This is a genomic window from Kitasatospora sp. NPDC058048 (genome assembly GCF_042885555.1).
GTDB classification, from domain to species: Bacteria; Actinomycetota; Actinomycetes; order Streptomycetales; family Streptomycetaceae; genus Kitasatospora; species Kitasatospora lactacystinica.
On record NZ_JBHVRT010000031.1, the window covers coordinates 72,084 to 88,074 of the forward strand.

Consider the following 15,991-nt stretch of genomic DNA (forward strand, 5'->3'; position numbering starts at 1 on the left):
ACCCCGGCCGTTCTCCGGGCTCCCCCCAGGTCTTCGGCGGGCCCCCGGCCACTCGTGGAGTCGCTCGCGCCTCGGGGCTTCCCGTACACTTCACACGCGACCCGGTCCGCCGGGTCGACTTCGCACGCCCCGCCACCGGCGGTCGGACGCGGTTCGTCCGCAGCCCCGCCAGGTGCGAGTGCCGCTCGGTCCGCCGAGCTCGACCGGCCCCCGGGCCGGGAGGGTTCAAGCGGCTCGGCACGTTCGGGGCGTCAGGCGTGGCTGTCACCTGGCCGCCACGGACAAACCGAGCCTGACCCGGCTGTGGGCTATCGCTGCGAGGCAGTGCCGCCGCCGGGCCGTAACACCAAGGAGTACGGCAATGGCCGTCGTCACGATGCGGGAGCTGCTGGAGAGCGGCGTCCACTTCGGTCACCAGACCCGCCGCTGGAACCCGAAGATGAAGCGCTTCATCATCACCGAGCGCAACGGCATCTACATCATCGACCTCCTGCAGTCGCTGAACTACATCGACCGCGCCTTCGAGTTCATCAAGGAGACCGTTGCCCACGGCGGCAGCGTCCTCTTCGTCGGCACGAAGAAGCAGGCCCAGGAGGCCATCGCCGAGCAGGCCACCCGCGTGGGCATGCCCTACGTGAACCAGCGCTGGCTCGGCGGCATGCTGACCAACTTCTCGACCGTCTACAAGCGCCTCCAGCGCCTGAAGGAGCTCGGCGAGCTGGACTTCTCGGACGTGGCCGGTTCCGGCCTGACCAAGAAGGAGCTCCTGGTCCTCCAGCGCGAGCACGACAAGCTGGAGAAGACCCTCGGCGGTATCCGCGACATGCAGCGCGTTCCCAGCGCCGTCTGGATCGTGGACACCAAGAAGGAGCACATCGCGGTCGGCGAGGCCCGGAAGCTCAACATCCCGGTCGTCGCCATCCTCGACACCAACTGTGACCCGGACGAGGTCGACTACAAGATCCCGGGCAACGACGACGCGATCCGCTCCGTCACCCTGCTGACCCGCGTGATCGCCGACGCCGTGGCCGAGGGCCTCAAGTCCCGCGCCGGTGTCGCCAAGGGCGACGCCAAGGCCGAGCCGGGTGCCGACCAGCCGCTGGCCGCCTGGGAGAAGGACCTCATCGAGGGCGAGAAGAAGGCCGAGGAGGCCCCCGCCGCCGCCGAGGCCCCCGCCGCCGAGGCCCCCGCCGCCGAGGCGCCCGCCGAGGAGGCCCCCGCGGCCGAGGCGCCGGCCGAGCAGGCCTGACGTACCAAGGGTGAGGGGCACCCGCCGGTACGAAGCCGGCGGGTGCCCCTCTCTCCCGCGCCGGGACCGGACCATCGGTCCCGGCGCTACTCCACGCAGACACGCGAGACGCGAGAAGAGATTCACACCATGGCGAACTTCACCGCCGCGGACGTCAAGAAGCTCCGTGAGCTCACCGGCGCCGGCATGATGGACTGCAAGAAGGCCCTGGACGAGGCCGAGGGCAACGTCGAGAAGGCCGTCGAGCTCCTGCGCATCAAGGGCCAGAAGGGCGTCGCCAAGCGCGAGGGCCGCGACGCCTCCAACGGCGCCGTCGCCGCGCTGATCGCCGAGGACAAGAAGTCCGGCGTCCTGGTCGAGCTGAACTGCGAGACCGACTTCGTCGCCAAGGGTGACAACTTCGTCAAGGTCGCCGACGCCATCGCCGCCCACGTCGCCAAGACCGCCCCGGCCGACCTGGACGCCGCCCTGGCCTCCGAGATCGAGGCCGGCAAGACCGTCCAGCAGTTCGTGGACGAGGCCAACGCGACCCTGGGCGAGAAGATCGTCTTCCGCCGCTTCGCCCAGTTCGACGGTGACGGCTTCGTCGCGGTCTACCTGCACAAGACCAGCCCCGACCTGCCGCCGGCCGTCGGCGTCCTGGTCGAGCTGGACAAGGAGAACGCCGAGGTCGCCAAGGACGTCGCGCAGCACATCGCCGCCTTCGCCCCGAAGTACCTGTCCCGCGAGGACATCCCGGCCGAGGACATCGAGAACGAGCGCCGCGTCGCCGAGGCCACCGCTCGCGAGGAGGGCAAGCCGGAGGCCGCCCTGCCGAAGATCGTCGAGGGTCGCGTCACCGGCTTCGTGAAGGAGTTCTCCGTCCTGGAGCAGGCCTTCGCGAAGGACAACAAGAAGACCGTCGCCAAGGTTCTCGAGGAGAACGGCGTCGCCCTCAAGCGCTTCGCGCGTTTCCGCGTCGGCGCCTGAGCCACGTTCCACCTGGTCCCCGGCCCCTTTACGCTGGGAACCGCCCCCGCCCGCTGATCGGGGCGGGAGGAACGCCGAACGGGCTCACCCCGCGCCTATCCCCAACGGGCGGGCTCGCGTCGGCACCATGAACGACGAGGAGGCCATTGCCGTGCAGGACACCGAACCGGTTCCCGCGGCAGTGGCCTCCTCTCGTGTACGCGCAGGCGGGGCATCCGCACACCCGCGCCTGTGACCAGTAGGTGCAAAAAGGAGAAGTCCATGCAGGAGACGCAGGAGACCGCGCAGGACCCCAGGGACGGCTCGCGCCGCCGGGTGCTGCTCAAGCTGTCCGGTGAAGCCTTCGCCGGTGGCGGCGGGCTCGGCGTCGACCCGGACGTCGTGCACGCGATCGCCCGGGAGATCGCCACCGTCGTCCGTGCCGGTACCGAGGTCGCGGTGGTCATCGGCGGCGGCAACTTCTTCCGGGGCGCCGAGCTCCAGGTCCGCGGCATGGACCGGGCCCGCTCCGACTACATGGGCATGCTCGGCACCGTCATGAACTGCCTGGCGCTGCAGGACTTCCTGGTCAAGGAGGGCATCGAGACCCGGGTCCAGACCGCCATCACCATGGGCCAGGTCGCCGAGCCGTACCTGCCGCTGCGGGCCGTCCGGCACCTGGAGAAGGGCCGTGTGGTGATCTTCGGCGCCGGTATGGGCATGCCGTACTTCTCCACCGACACCACGGCCGTGCAGCGCGCCCTGGAGATCCACGCCGATGTCCTGCTGATGGGCAAGAACGGCGTGGACGGCGTCTACGACTCCGACCCGCGGACGAACCCGGACGCGGTCAAGTTCGACGCGCTGGAGTACTCCGAGGTCATCGCGCGCGACCTCAAGGTCGCCGACCTCACCGCGATCACGCTGTGCAAGGACAACAACCTTCCGATGCTGGTCTTCGAACTGCTGGCGGAGGGCAATATCGCGCGCGCGGTGAAGAGTGAGAAGATCGGCACACTCATCAGCCAGGATTCTGTCCGGGCCTGAGCAGCAACCAGCCGTACTGGACGGCGCCGACGCCGGGACCGGCCACCGCGCCGACACCGGTCGGGACAACAGCAGATGAACCGGACAGGGAGACCACAGTGATCGAAGAGACCCTCCTCGAGGCCGAGGAGAAGATGGAGAAGGCCGTCGGCGTCGCCAAGGACGACCTCGCGGCCATCCGCACCGGCCGTGCGCACCCGGCGATGTTCGCCAAGATCGTCGCGGAGTACTACGGCGCCGTGACGCCGATCAACCAGCTGGCCTCCTTCTCGGTGCCGGAGCCGCGGATGGCGGTCGTCTCGCCGTTCGACAAGACCGCGCTGAAGGCCATCGAGCAGGCGATCCGCGACTCCGACCTGGGCGTCAACCCGTCCAACGACGGTTCGATCATCCGCGTGGTGCTGCCCGAGCTGACCGAGGAGCGCCGCCGGGAGTTCATCAAGATCGCCCGCACCAAGGGCGAGGACGCCAAGGTGTCGATCCGCGCGGTGCGCCGCAAGGCCAAGGACGCCATCGACAAGCTGGTGAAGGACGGCGAGGTCGGCGAGGACGACGGCCGCCGCGCCGAGAAGGAGCTCGACGACACCACGGCCAAGTACGTGGCCCAGGTCGACGAGCTGCTGAAGCACAAGGAAGCCGAGCTGCTCGAGGTCTGATGAACGACGCCCCTGACGCCCCCGGCTACTGGGGCCCGTCCGACCAGCAGTTCCAGCCCCACCACCCGGCGCCGCACCCGCAGGCCGCCCGTACCCCGGCCCATCCGGTGCCGGGGTACGGCGCGCAGCCGGCGCCGGCCCAGGGACACCCCGGCCACCCGGGCGGCCACGCCGTGCCCCCGGGCGCGCCGGGCGTCGCCCACGGGACGCCGGGCCTCCGTTCGGATCAGTCGCAGCAGCCTCCGGTGTACTGGGGCGGCGACGCGGAGGAGACTCAGGTCATGCCTCCCGTGCCGGCCGAGCCCGGTCCGCCGCCCGGCGCGCCCGCCCGCGGCCGGTCCGCCGTCCACGGTCGGTCCCCGGCCCACGGCCGGCCCGCCACCGGTGGCCCGGCCGGGCCCGCCGAGGGGCAGGGCAGGGAGTCCGGCCGGCTGAACGGCCCGCTGTTCCGGGAGGACCGGCCCGAGCCGGCGCCGCCGGGCGTGACGGAGACGGTCGTGCTGCGCGCGATATCCGACGACGTCCCTCCCGCCCCCGGCCGCGGCACCCCGCCGCACCCGGGGGCACCGGTGCATCCCGCGCCGCCGGCGAACCACTCGGCGGTCGGGCAGCCCCACTTCGTGCCGTCGTCCCACCCAGGGCAGGAGACACCCGTGGCCGCCCAGTCCGCCCCGCAGCCGCAGCCGCCCAAGCAGCGCGGTGGCCGTAACCTCCAGGCCGCCATAGGCGTGGGCGTCGGTCTGGGCGCGGTGATCGTCGCCTCGCTGTTCGTGGTGAAGGCGCTGTTCCTGGTCGTCGTGATGGCCGCGGTCGCGGTCGGCGTCTGGGAGCTGACCAGCCGGCTCTCCGAGCGCAAGCAGATCAAGGCGCCGCTGATCCCGCTGGTCGTGGGCGGCGTCGCCATGGTCGCCACCGGTTACTGGTCCGGCATCCAGTGGGCGGCCGCCGCGCTGGCGCTGACCGGGCTGGCGGTGATGGTCTGGCGGATGGCCGAGCCGCCGGAGGATTACCTGCGGGACATAACGGCAGGCGTGTTCACGGCCTTCTACGTGCCGTTCCTGGCCACCTTCGTGGCGATGATGCTGGCGGCCGACGACGGTCCCCAGCGGATCGTGCTCTTCCTGATCGTGACGATCTGCAGCGACACCGGCGCGTACGCGGTGGGCTACAAGTTCGGGAAGACCAAGCTGGCCCCGACGATCAGCCCGGGCAAGACCCGCGAGGGCCTGGCCGGCGGCATCGCGCTGTCGATGCTGGCGGGCGCGCTGCTGATGCAGTTGATGATCGACGGCGGCAGCTGGTGGCAGGGCCTGATCCTGGGCGGCTGCGCGGCGGTCACCGCGACCCTGGGCGACCTGGGCGAGTCGATGATCAAGCGGGACCTCGGGATCAAGGACATGGGCACGCTGCTGCCCGGCCACGGCGGCATCATGGACCGGCTGGACTCGCTCCTGCCGACCGCCCCGGTGGTCTGGCTGCTGCTGGCCGCGTTCGTCGGCAGCTGACGGGCGCGTACGAGACGTACCAGGGAGGGCCCCGGACGCCTGGCGTCCGGGGCCCTCGCGCGTCTGCGACACTGGAACAACCATGCCTAAGCCCGGAGAACAGTGACGGGCGAAGCAGCAAAAGGCCCCCTACCAGCGGTTTTCCCGCCAGTAGGGGGCCTTTGCGCGCGCTCTGGGCCGTCCCTGGGCCGTCAGGCCGTCGGTTCGCCCGGCAGGAACAGCCGGTCGACGGCCTTTCGGGCGCGGTCCTGGCTGTTCGGCATGAGGTGGGCGTACACCCGGAGCGTCAGGGCCGGGTCCGCGTGGCCGAGGTAGTCGCTCACGGCCCGGATGCTTTCCCCGGCGTCCAGTAGCACCGAGGCGTAGAAGTGCCGCAGGGCGTGCATCCCATGCTCCCGCGCGGAGGCATAGGCCTCGCCACGACGCGGGGTCGGAATGAGGCCGGCCGCGGCGATAGCGGGCTTCCACTCCTGAAGGTTGAAGTTGCTCCGCCAGACCAGCCCGGCGGCGGTGTTGGTGAACAGCAGCCGGTAGGTCACCTTCGGCCCGTCCGGGGTCTTCCACGGGAGCGTGACAGGCACGGGCTTGTACGCGTCCATGTGGGCGCGGACGGCAGCAGCGACGGAGCTGGGGAGCGGCACGTCCCGCTCCTTGTTGCACTTCGGGGGAGCGAACACCGCCTTCCCCCGGATCTGCTTCACCTGCCGGAGCACTCGTACGGTGCCCGACTCGAAGTCGAACGTGTCGTCCTCTGCGAGTCCGACGATCTCACCCTGCCGAAGACCGCACCCGGCACCCAGATCGGCCATCGCCTGGTATCGCTCCGGCAGGGCACCGCGTACCGCGAACACCTGCTCCGGGAGCCAGGGCACAACTCGGCGAGTCTCGACGGTCGGCGGGCGGACCGATGCGGCGCCGCACGGGTTGCGGTTCAGTAGCCCGTCGTCCACGGCGGCGGACAGGACCGCTCGCACGTCGGAGTAGATGTTCCGGGCGTACCCGCCCGAGATCGGGCTCTGCTCCAGCTCCTTCACCAGCTCTTGGATGTGGGACGGCCGGAACGAGTCGAGCGGCCGCTGGCCGATCCGGGGGAAGGCGTGCAGCCGGAGCCTGGTCTCCACCAGAATCTGACTGGCAGGGTCCGTGGTCTGGGCCTTGAGCCATCGTTCTGCGAACTGCTGGAACGTGGTCCTGCCCGCCCTCGGGTCAATGTACTGGCCGCGGGACATGTCGGCCTCGGTCTCGATCAGCCAGTTCTCGGCTTGGCGCTTCTGTCGGTCGGGGAAGCTCTTGCTCTTCTCCTTGCCGTCCGGGCCTTCGTAGCGGGCCCGGTAGCGCTTGCCCGTGCCGTAGCGGTCAGTGCGGACGCGGTGGGGCTTGCCGTCAGGGCCCTTCTCGGTCTTGTACCAGCGGTCCTGGATGTGTCCGGCCATGGGTCAGGCCGCCTCTCGGCTCTGGTCCGCTACCCACTGGGCGACGGCGTCGGGGTGGTAGCGGAGGTGTCGGCCGACCCGGAACCCGGGCGGGCCGGTGCGCTTGCGGCGCCACTGGTAGACGGTCTCCAGCGGGACCTTGAACAGCGCGGCGACGTCCTCGGGTTCGAGGTAGCTGGTCGGCAGAGCGCGGATGTTCGAATCGGTGCTCGTGTTGCGGCCCTTCGAGGGCATGGCAGAGCCTCCGTCGGCGAGTACGGATGGTGGCTGCTGTGCGTCACGGCCCCTGTGCGTGGACGGGGGTTGGGGCCGGAAAGTGTCAGGGATGTCAGGGAAAATCGCTGACCTGCGGTTTTGGCTCCTGGCAGGGCGTCAGGGATTGTCAGGGATGTCAGGGAAATTCGGCTTTTCCCTGATATCCCTGACAATCCCTGACGTGCGGTCAGGGCCTGTTTTGGCTGGTCAGGGATTTTCCCTGACATCCCTGACGGTTACGGGGCTTCCGCTCCGTCTACGGCGGTGGCGAGGGCGGGGTGAACACGGAACGTGATGGCGGGCTGGCGGCCCCGGCGGCCGTCGGTGGTGGGCTGGTCGGTGCGGAGCCAGCCGTGCTGTTCGAGGAGGTTCAGGGCGGGTTCGACGTCGGCGACCTTCTTGAAGCGGCGGCTGCTGGCGACGGCGTCGTGGGCCTTGATGTGGGTTCGGTGGGTGCCGTCCTTCTTGGGCCGCTGGAGCCATTGGAGGAGGGTGTGGGCGTCGTCGGTGGCGGGGTCGGCGGCGATGAGGTCGAAGACGGCGAGGGTGTGGGCGGTGTAGTAGTCGGCGATCTCGGCGGCGCGCTCGACGGTGGCGGCCTCCAGGTCGGCGCGCCAGGCGCCGGGGTCCTGGTCGGAGGCGATGTGGTCGGCGAGGTGGAGCAGGACGGCGATGCGGGCGATGTGGCCGACGAGCTTGCCGGCCCAGTCGCGGATGTGGGCGAGCGGCTGGTCGGGGCGGAGCTGGACCTCCACACGCTCCTGAAGGCGCTCGATGGCGAGGTCGGCGGCCCGGTTCATGAGCACGGTGACCGGGTCGGTGAGGTCGGTCATGGCGCGGAGCAGGCGGGTGAGGTTGCGGTCGTAGGCGTTCGCCACGGCGTCGGGGATGGGGGTGGTGCGGATCTTGCGGTAGCCGAGGTTGGAGGGCGGGAGGGAGTAGAGGAAGCGGGCGAGCAGGCCGCGGTCGCGGGCGCCGGGGGCGGCGCCGAGTTCCTGGAGGACGGCGGGCTGCGGGGTGACGCCGATGGTGAGTGCGGGGCGGTCGGTGGTTGGCTGTTCGCGGGTGATGCGGTCGGTCTGGAGGCGCTCGCCCTTGTGGGCCTGGAGGAAGACGCCGAGGTTGGGCTTGCTGCTGTAGCGGCCGGCGATGCTGTCGAACAGGTCGCCTTCGGGGGAGAGGGCGGCCAGGCAGCGGTGGACGCCGAGGTGGTGGGTGACGGTCTCGGGGGTGATGTCCCCGGACAGCGTCAGGCGCGGGTTCGGCGGGACCGCGATTTCCTCGGCGAGCATCTTGGCGGCGGAGATCTCCGCGACGAGCTGGGTGCGGTCGGTGTCGGGGTTCTTGCGGGCCTTGGCCATCAGGGCCTCGACCTCGGCGGTCGCGGCGTCGCGGGCGGTCTCGGCCTCGATGATGCGGGCGCGGGCTTCGGCCTGGAGCTCGGCCTCGACCTTGTAGACGGGGCCGGTGGTCAGCCCGAAGACGTCGCTCTTGCGGCTGGCGGGGGGCATCGCGCAGACCAGGTAGAGGTTGGACTGCTCGCACCAGCCGGGGCGGATCTGCACGTTGACCCGGCCGCCGGCGGCGGTGGACAGGGCGGCGAGGGTCATGGTGGCGGCCATGTCGGGCGGGGTCTGGGTGAACTCGGCGACCGCTTCGACGTAGGCGCCGACCCACTTCGGGAGGGCGTCGACGGGGAAGGTGGGCAGGGTGCCGTGGGAGCCGAGCGGGACGGGGTCGAGCCAGGTGTCACCGGAGGCGAGGTCCGCGAGGGCGGCCAGGGCGGCGGTGCGGACGGCCTCCAGGTCGGTCTGGCTGTCGCCGGCCATGTGGGCGAGGCGGCTGGTGGCCTTTCCGATGCGGCGGCGTTCGGCGGCGACGCGCACGATCTCGGCGTAGTAGTCGCCGTTTGCGGCGGTGGGGGTGGCTGCGATGCAGGTGTGCAGGTAGCCGGGCCCGCCGACGCGGACCAGGTCGCCCCGGGCGCTCAGGACGCTGGCCAGCAGCACCGGGTCGACCGGCCGTTCGCCGTCGGCCATGCGGACGATGGTGCGCCAGATGGTCTCGTGGGCGGGGTGGTAGAAGGTGTTCGGGTCGCCGATCTGGGCGGCGAGCGCCGGGATCTGGGTGGGGTCGAGCAGGGCGGCGCCGATGACGGCTTGCTCGGCGGCCTTGACCTCGGCGGGCTCGGGGCGGAACGGGATCACATTCGGCGCATTCTCGGTGCTCAACGCGGGCTCCTTTCGTCAGGAGCGGGCGGCCCGAGCCCGGGGAGGTCTTCGGGCGCGGACCGCCCGAAGTATGGGAGGTCAGAGGTCGAGCGGGAGCTGTCCGTCGCAGACGGTGGCCGGGGCGGGCGGCAGCAGGGCGTCGAGGGCGGCCTGGTGGGCCGGGTCGCCGAGGAGGCAGATGACGTGGCCGTCGGTGGTGACCAGCCACTCGGGGTCGGCGTGGACCAGGTCGACGGCGGCCTCGCGGGTGGTGCAGTGGACGGCGTGCTCGTCGTCGCGGTCGGTGCCGTAGGTGGTGCCGCAGACGTCGCAGATCGCGACGTGGCAGGTCACGGGCTTGATGGGCACAGGTTCTCCCGGCGGGTCAGAGGTCGAACAGGGCGTCGGACTCGGCGGCCGGGGCGCTGGCCTGCGCGGCCTTGGCGTCGCGGCGGGTGGCGTCGTGGCAGTGCCGGCACCAGGCGGTCAGCTCGCGCTTGGGCAGGGCGGCGGCCTTGTGCGGGGGCAGCAGCAGTGCGGCGGGGTCGGCCGGGGCGGCGAGCAGGTGCACCCAGCCGCGGCCGTGCTTGGTCTGGTAGGCGCCGTGGACGGCGGGGCAGCGTCCGCCGTCCTTGTCGTGGCTGGTGCCGCAGGTGCCCCGGCACTGGCAGCGGCCCGCCGCGGCGGCCAGGACGGCCTCCCACAGGGCGGCCCCGGCGAACAGGTCCACGCCCTGCACGGACCGGTGCTGCTGGGGATCAGGCCGCATGCCGCACCCGCCCCTTGGGGAAGGCGAGGACGGTGGCGAGCCGGGCCGGGGTGGTGACGGCCGGGGCGGGGGCGCCGTCGCCGCCGTCGGGCGGGGCCGCGTCGCTGGTGGCGGTGGTGCGGGCGGCGCGTTCGGCGGCCGGGGCGGCGAGAGCGCGGCGGACGGTGGTGCTGTCGGCGTGGGCGCCGCGCTGGGAGGCGAGGACGGGGATGCTGAGGATGGCGCCGGGGGCGATGAGGACGGCGGCGGTAATGAGGTCGCTGGTGGTGCTCATCGGGGGGTTCCTCCCGTGCTGGTGGCGTGGGCGAGGACGTCGAGCAGGTCGGTGCCGAGCGCGGCGAGACGCTGTTCGATGGCCTGCCAGGAGTCGGGGTCGATGTGCATGAGGGCGGCGAGGGCGGTGGCCGGCTCGCGGTCGGCGGCGGCCTGGAGGGCCTCGCGCAGGTGGGCCGCGGCGAGCGGGCGGATCGGGGCGGGGGCGGTCATCGCGGTCGCCGGGTCAGCGGTGGAAGAGGTGGGCGACGGCGGCGAGGAAGGTGTTGACCGGGTCGGCGAGGCCGGTGCCGGCGGTGGTGAAGCCCGACAGCCAGACGACGACGGCGGCGCCGAGGGTGGAGCGGCGAGCCCGGACGAGGAGGATCGCGATGATGGCGAATAGGACGGTGATACTGAGCGAGACGATCACGGCGGGGCCTTTCCGGTGGGTGTTGTGCGGGTGTGGAGCGGCCCGCCCGGGTGGTGTCGGGGCGGGCCGTGGCGCCTGTCATCCGGGGTGTCATCCGGCCTGTCTGTCACCTGTCGCCTGTCACCTGTCTGTCACCTGTAATCCGCAGGTCACAGGGGGGATGACAGCTGCCCGCGTCGGGAGAGACCCCCATTTCGAGAGCGGGTGACAGGTGACAGACAGGCGGCCTCGGTCAGGCGCCGGAGGCGTGGTCGCGGTGGACGTAGCGGGTCTTGCTGCCCTCGCCGACGCGTACCGCTTCGCCCGACTCGACCCAGGCCTTGAGCCAGTTCTGGAGGACGGGGCGACGGGTGCCGTAGGTGTCCTTCAGGGCCCGCTCCATGGCGGAGGCGCCGGTTCCCTCGGGGCCGGCGTCGCGCAGCAGCCGCAGGGCGGCGTCCTTCGCGTCCGGGGTCTCGGGCGCGGTCTCCTCGCGGCCGGTGGTCCAGGTGGACGGGTCGGCCCAGTCGGTGCCGTCCGGGGTGGGGTCGTCCTTGGTGGCGGAGGGCATCAGCCAGATCGATTCCAGCTCGTCGTCCGGGTCGGTGGGGGGCTTGTCCCATCCGGCGGTGGCCTTCCACCCGCCGGCGGGGGCGCCGCCCTTGGCGGGGCCGGTGGGCGCCGGGCCGGACGTGGTGCTCGTCGCGGCGGGGGCGGCTGCGGCGGTGACGGTTTCGGTGCTGGGCCAGAGGTGGCCGCAGCGGTCCATGGTCCAGCGGCCGGTGTAGTCGGTGCCCGCGGCTTCGAGGGAGGGGGCGTCGAGGGCGGGGCGGCGGTGGGCGGTGGCCGCGCTGATCTCCTCGATCATGTCGGGGGTGATGCGCGGCTGGCGGGCCTTGGCGGGCTGCTTGCCCTCGGTGCCGACCAGCACCGACCCCGGGCCCGAGAAGCTGTCCTCGGCGCGCAGGGCCCGCCAGCCGAAGAGGTGCCCGAGTTCGGAGTCCTCGATGGCGCCGGTGGCGAGGCGGTTGCTCGCCATCTTGCGGACCAGCGGGTCGGGCAGGACGTCCTGGGTGACGCGCAGGACGGAGATGACGGCGCGGATCGCCATGGCGCGGGCGATGCGCACGACTTCGGAGACTCCGGCGATGATCTGGCGGGCCTCGCGGCTGGCGGCGGCCTCGGCGCCCTCGTCCATGATGAGGACGATCTCGGGGATCTTCGGGGACACGGGGAGCTTGTCGTCGTTGGCGTCGCGCATCGCGTCCTGGTAGGCGACCTTGCGGGACTTGGCGATCCGCACGGCGACGGCGAGCATGCGCTTGGCCTCCTCGATGGTGGAGGCGACCCAGTCCACGCCCGGGACGGGGATGTCGGCGTCGGCCCAGCGCGAGCCCTCGCGGCCGATCTGCGCGTCGCGCCAGGCGTTGAGCCAGGGCAGGCCGATGGAGCCGCCGTTGAGGTCGATCACCCACACCAGCACGTCGTTGGTCTGGTTCAGCCGGGCGATCAGGGTGTGGAGCCAGTTGGTCTTGCCGGTCCCGGTGGGGCCGGTGACGATCGTGGAGGCCTGCCGCAGGTCCATCTCCGCCCGCGCCCCGTCGGACAGCAGCGCGATCGGGATGGGGTTGTTGACGGTGGTGGTCTCCTCGATCTCCTCGACGGGGAAGAGGAAGTCGCCGGTGAGGACCTTGGTGGTGACCTGGATGAGGACGCGGCGCCGGGAGATGCCGGGCATGACCTGCAGGCCGCAGCCGTCGGGCAGGTCGAGGTCGGAGCCCAGGCCCTCGGCGCGGTCGGCGATGGAGCGGCGAGTGGTGCCTCCCTCGGGCAGCTCCAGCTCCAGGGTGTAACCGGCGCCGGAGGGCCAGTGCTCGATGCCGAGCACGGTCACCTCCACCGAGCAGACTCGGCGGATGCGATCGGTCCAGTCGGCGGCGAGCTGGCGGCGGGCGCCGATCAGCAGCAGGTGCTGCCGTTTGGCCTGCTCGACCTCCTCGTGGGCGGCGAACGCGGCGCCGAGCGTGCCGGCGGCGATCCCGGCGACGGCCAGCGACCCCAGCTCGGGCCATTGCCACGGGCCGCCGTGGGCGAGCGCCCACGACGACCAGCCGCCCGCGGCCATCCAGCACGTGCCCCGGAACGCGAGCGTCGCCGTGGTCAGGCGCTTGCGCAGGCCGGCGCCGAGGGTGCCGATGGCTCCGGCGGCTCCGGCGGCGAGGGCCCATCCGGCGGGCATGCCGGTGGCGTGGCCGAGCGCGGTCGTCGACAGGGCGCCGAGGGTGCCGTTCAGCGTGCCCGACAGCAGGCCGTGTCCGGCGTTCCAGTCCAGGCGCGGGCCGTGGTTCTTGGTGTTCTTGGTCATGGTGGCGGTCTCCAGCCGGAAAGGGTGCCGGGCCGTCCACAGGGGTGTGGACGGCCCGGCTGGGGGTGTGGGTGCTGGGGAGGCGACGGTGGGTCAGACGTTCCACTTCCGCTCGGCGTCCAGGCCGTTGCGGGGGTTGTCGTAGCGGGCGAGTTCGGCCTCGTGGACCTGTCGGAAGGTCGGGGCGACCTCGTCCAGGGCGTCCACGACGCGGCGCATGGCCTGGTAGCCCTGGCTGATCTCCTCGACCACCCTCGGGTCGAGCGGCAGTTCCTCGGCGCCCTTCTCGGCGAGGACCCGCAGGACCTCCTGGAGGGTGCTGAAGCCCAGCGGCAGCTCGTCGCAGAGCCGCAGGAAGTCCAGCATGGTCTCCGGGTCGAAGGTGCTGGCGAGGGTGAGGAGGTCGTCGGCGGCGGCGGTGAGGCTGAACGGGCCGGCGGTGGTGGCGCCGTTGGAGGGCGTGGTCACGGTGGCGGTCTCCTTCACAGTGGGCTTGCCGAGGGTGATCGGTTCGACGAAGGGGGTGGTGTCGGGGCGGCAGGGGCGGCCGAAGAGCTCGAACACGAGGTCGTCGGTGCCAGCCGGGGCCGGGGCGGGGGTGGGGCGGCCGGGGATGTTGACGGTCTCGGCCGGGACCGGCACACCCGCCGCCCCCGTGACCGGGTCGACGCCCTGGTCGCCGTGGCCGAGGATCGCGGCGTCACGGGCGTCACGCACGACGCGGGCGCGTTCGGTCATGCGCCGCCACATGCGCCGCATGTGGCCGGAGACGCGACCCTTGTGGCGCCAGTTGCCGATCAGCGCGGAGCCGAGGCCGACCAGGCCGGTCGCGAGGGCGGCGCCGCCCATCCGGGCCCGGTGGCGCATCGCCGAGCGCTTCAGCGCCTTGGCCTGCACCGGGTTGACCTGTCCGCGTGCGGCGGTCGGGCTCTTCGGGTGGGCGCCCGCGCCGGTGGCCGGGTCGATGCCGGCCGCCTGGAGGGCCTTGGCCTGGCCCTTGGCGACCCGGCGGGCGGTGCGCTCGGCGACCCGGGCGAGGCGCTCGTCCCGGCGCTGGGTGCGCCGCTGGGCCTGCCCGGGCTGGGCCGGGTCCTGGAGGCCCGGCAGGCGGGAGGCGGCCTTGGCCAGGGTGTGCACGATCGCGGGCGGCCGGTACCCGGCACCGGCACTCCGGGCGGCGGGCCGCTCGGCATGCCCGGGCGCGCCGCCGGCCCCGGCGCGGTCGGCGGCGGTGTGCATGGTTCCGGCCGTTCGCTGCATGCCGGGCCGTCCCTTCGGGTCTGCGGTGTGGTGGGCGGGAACACCGGCCCCGCCCCGGCCACCGGCCGGACCGGAGCCGGACCGGGAGGCCGAGCCGACCGTGCTCGCCGAACGACGCTGCGGCGAAGCGGAGTTGGAGACGGTGGCGGCGCGGGCGGGCGGGGTGAAGAGGCCACCCGCCCCGCCCGCCCGGTGAGCGGCGGCCGTGCTGGTGGGGTGGGGGTTGGTGCGGCGGTTGCGGGCCTTGCGGGCCAGACCGCCTATGGCGGCGGCGGCGCCGGCGGCACCGACCACGGCGACGGCTCCGCCGCCCAGCGATGCGGCCCCGGCGCCTGCGGCCCCGAGGGCGTTGGCGACGGCCACCGCCAGCGGGACGCCCGGCATCGCGCCCGGCGAGGACGCGGGCTTCGGTTCGGCCTTGGGCTTCGGGTCGGGGGGTGGCTGGTTCTGGGGCGCGGGGACGACCTCGACCAGCGTCGAGGCCACCGGTTCGGACATGATGGGCGCTCCGGTTCTCTGCGAGGACGGGAGGCCCGGAACCGCCGACAGCTCGCCAGCAGGATGGCGGTTCCGGGCCGTTGAGGCCGGTCAGAGCCGGTAGGGCTCCAGAGAGAAGAACAGGACGTTCGCGCCGACCATGTCGGGCTCCTGCCGGTCGATCGAGTTCCGGATCTTCCGGTAGGCGGACTGGCGGGTCTCGCCGGGCTCGGGGGTGAGGACCCCGTTGAGGGTGAGCGTGGAAACGCCGTAGCTGAGGGGCTTCTGGAGGGTGATCAGCCAGGTGTGCGTGGGCTCGACGGGGATGGGGCCGGGCGTGGTGGTCACGCTGTGCTCCTTCAGCGCTCGACGACCGGCTTGGCCAGGTCGCGGTGGGTGAGGCGGACGGTCGTGCCGGTCTTGCGGAGCCGGGCGGCGAGGGCCTGGGCGACGGTGGCGGCGCGGTGGCGGCCGCCCGCGCAGCCGACCGCGATGGTCAGCGGCGCGGCGGCGGGCCCGGCGTCGTAGGCGTCGGCCAGCAGCGCGGCGGCGGCGATCAGCTCCCGGATGCCCGGGGTGGCGAGCACGGCCCGGCGCACCGGCAGGTCGTGCGCGGTCTGGTGGCGCAGGGCGGGGTCGACGTGCGGGTCGCGGAAGTGGCGCCGCAGGTCGAGGACGACGGTCGCCTCGGGCGGGGCGCCGTGCAGGTAGCCGAAGCTGACCACCCGGATTTCGGTCACGGACACGGCAGGGACTCCTTGAGGGGGAAGGTTCAGGCCGCGAGGGGCATGCCGTCGGCGCAGGGCAGGCAGGTGCCGAGGTGCGCGGGCAGGACGTATCCGGCGTCCGTGCCGCAGGTCGGGCAGGTGCGGCGGGCGGCGAGTGCGGCGGCCAGCGCCCTGCGCCTGCCCTCGGTCATGGGGCGGACGGGCGCGGCGAGGTCGGGGCGGTAGAGGTAGGCGACCCGCACGCCCGTGATGGAGCGGCGGGAGCGCCACATGAGCTGCGCGGCGACGTCCTGCCCGTTCGGGCGCAGGCCGCGGGCGCGGAGCTGTCGGCGGGTGAGCAGGTCGGCCGGGGCCATCCTCCACGGGTAGGTGGGGATGCCCCCGGACCGGCGGCCCTCCGGGTCCCAGAACCGGGGCCGGGCCAC

The 15,991-nt window shown here is 72.7% G+C and carries 18 protein-coding genes; 5 read left to right on the top strand and 13 right to left on the bottom strand.

Going from position 1 to position 15,991, the window contains the following annotated elements; genetic code table 11:
- The first annotated feature begins 361 nt into the window (after positions 1–361).
- The 5 genes from rpsB (at position 362) to ACFVVA_RS28650 (ending at position 5,405) form a co-directional block, all read left to right on the top strand.
- Positions 362–1,249 carry a 30S ribosomal protein S2 gene (gene rpsB / locus ACFVVA_RS28630; protein WP_387693682.1) on the top strand — a complete coding sequence of 296 codons (888 nt, stop codon included), beginning with the start codon at positions 362–364 and terminating at the stop codon, positions 1,247–1,249.
- Between the two features lie 129 nt (positions 1,250–1,378).
- Positions 1,379–2,218: a translation elongation factor Ts gene (tsf, locus tag ACFVVA_RS28635; protein ID WP_387693683.1), complete on the top strand. Its 840-nt coding sequence runs from the start codon at positions 1,379–1,381 to the stop codon at positions 2,216–2,218.
- Positions 2,219–2,479: 261 nt separating this feature from the next.
- Entirely contained in the window at positions 2,480–3,244 is a 765-nt protein-coding gene (gene pyrH / locus ACFVVA_RS28640; RefSeq protein ID WP_329929692.1) for a UMP kinase, read from the top strand.
- 98 nt (positions 3,245–3,342) lie between these two features.
- On the top strand, positions 3,343–3,900 hold the full coding sequence (frr, locus tag ACFVVA_RS28645) for a ribosome recycling factor (RefSeq protein WP_359900627.1): 558 nt from the start codon (positions 3,343–3,345) through the stop codon (positions 3,898–3,900).
- A gap of 281 nt (positions 3,901–4,181) precedes the next feature.
- The gene (locus tag ACFVVA_RS28650; protein ID WP_387693725.1) at positions 4,182–5,405 is read left to right on the top strand and encodes a phosphatidate cytidylyltransferase; all 1,224 of its coding nucleotides are present in this window, start codon (positions 4,182–4,184) and stop codon (positions 5,403–5,405) included.
- Positions 5,406–5,596: 191 nt separating this feature from the next.
- Here the strand turns inward: ACFVVA_RS28650 and ACFVVA_RS28655 are convergent, their stop codons facing one another.
- The 13 genes from ACFVVA_RS28655 to ACFVVA_RS28715 form a co-directional block, all read right to left on the bottom strand.
- Positions 5,597–6,838: a tyrosine-type recombinase/integrase gene (locus ACFVVA_RS28655; RefSeq protein ID WP_387693684.1), complete on the bottom strand. Its 1,242-nt coding sequence runs from the start codon at positions 6,836–6,838 to the stop codon at positions 5,597–5,599.
- Between the two features lie 3 nt (positions 6,839–6,841).
- Entirely contained in the window at positions 6,842–7,072 is a 231-nt protein-coding gene (locus ACFVVA_RS28660; protein WP_387693685.1) for a helix-turn-helix domain-containing protein, read from the bottom strand.
- Positions 7,073–7,329: 257 nt separating this feature from the next.
- Positions 7,330–9,324, bottom strand: a complete 1,995-nt coding sequence (locus tag ACFVVA_RS28665; protein ID WP_387693686.1) for a DUF3987 domain-containing protein — start codon at positions 9,322–9,324, stop codon at positions 7,330–7,332.
- A gap of 78 nt (positions 9,325–9,402) precedes the next feature.
- Positions 9,403–9,672: a hypothetical protein gene (locus ACFVVA_RS28670; RefSeq protein ID WP_387693687.1), complete on the bottom strand. Its 270-nt coding sequence runs from the start codon at positions 9,670–9,672 to the stop codon at positions 9,403–9,405.
- A gap of 16 nt (positions 9,673–9,688) precedes the next feature.
- Positions 9,689–10,072, bottom strand: coding sequence for a hypothetical protein (locus ACFVVA_RS28675; RefSeq protein ID WP_387693688.1), 384 nt, complete (start codon positions 10,070–10,072; stop codon positions 9,689–9,691).
- Positions 10,062–10,346 (bottom strand): hypothetical protein, encoded by a 285-nt coding sequence (locus ACFVVA_RS28680; protein WP_387693689.1) that lies wholly within the window; start codon positions 10,344–10,346, stop codon positions 10,062–10,064. Before ACFVVA_RS28680 ends, ACFVVA_RS28675 begins: the two co-directional genes overlap by 11 nt.
- The gene (locus ACFVVA_RS28685) at positions 10,343–10,558 is read right to left on the bottom strand and encodes a hypothetical protein (protein WP_387693690.1); all 216 of its coding nucleotides are present in this window, start codon (positions 10,556–10,558) and stop codon (positions 10,343–10,345) included. The genes ACFVVA_RS28680 and ACFVVA_RS28685 overlap by 4 nt, the downstream gene beginning before the upstream one ends.
- Before the next feature lie 13 nt (positions 10,559–10,571).
- Entirely contained in the window at positions 10,572–10,757 is a 186-nt protein-coding gene (locus ACFVVA_RS28690) for a hypothetical protein (protein WP_387693691.1), read from the bottom strand.
- Positions 10,758–10,989: 232 nt separating this feature from the next.
- A complete protein-coding gene (locus ACFVVA_RS28695) occupies positions 10,990–13,101 on the bottom strand; it encodes a hypothetical protein (RefSeq protein ID WP_387693692.1) in 2,112 nt (703 codons plus the stop codon).
- 93 nt (positions 13,102–13,194) lie between these two features.
- The gene (locus ACFVVA_RS28700; protein WP_387693693.1) at positions 13,195–14,859 is read right to left on the bottom strand and encodes a hypothetical protein; all 1,665 of its coding nucleotides are present in this window, start codon (positions 14,857–14,859) and stop codon (positions 13,195–13,197) included.
- 90 nt (positions 14,860–14,949) lie between these two features.
- Positions 14,950–15,186: a hypothetical protein gene (locus ACFVVA_RS28705; protein ID WP_387693694.1), complete on the bottom strand. Its 237-nt coding sequence runs from the start codon at positions 15,184–15,186 to the stop codon at positions 14,950–14,952.
- An 11-nt stretch (positions 15,187–15,197) separates the two neighbouring features.
- Positions 15,198–15,584, bottom strand: a complete 387-nt coding sequence (locus tag ACFVVA_RS28710; RefSeq protein WP_387693695.1) for an ATPase — start codon at positions 15,582–15,584, stop codon at positions 15,198–15,200.
- Positions 15,585–15,610: 26 nt separating this feature from the next.
- A complete protein-coding gene (locus ACFVVA_RS28715; RefSeq protein ID WP_387693696.1) occupies positions 15,611–15,991 on the bottom strand; it encodes an RRQRL motif-containing zinc-binding protein in 381 nt (126 codons plus the stop codon).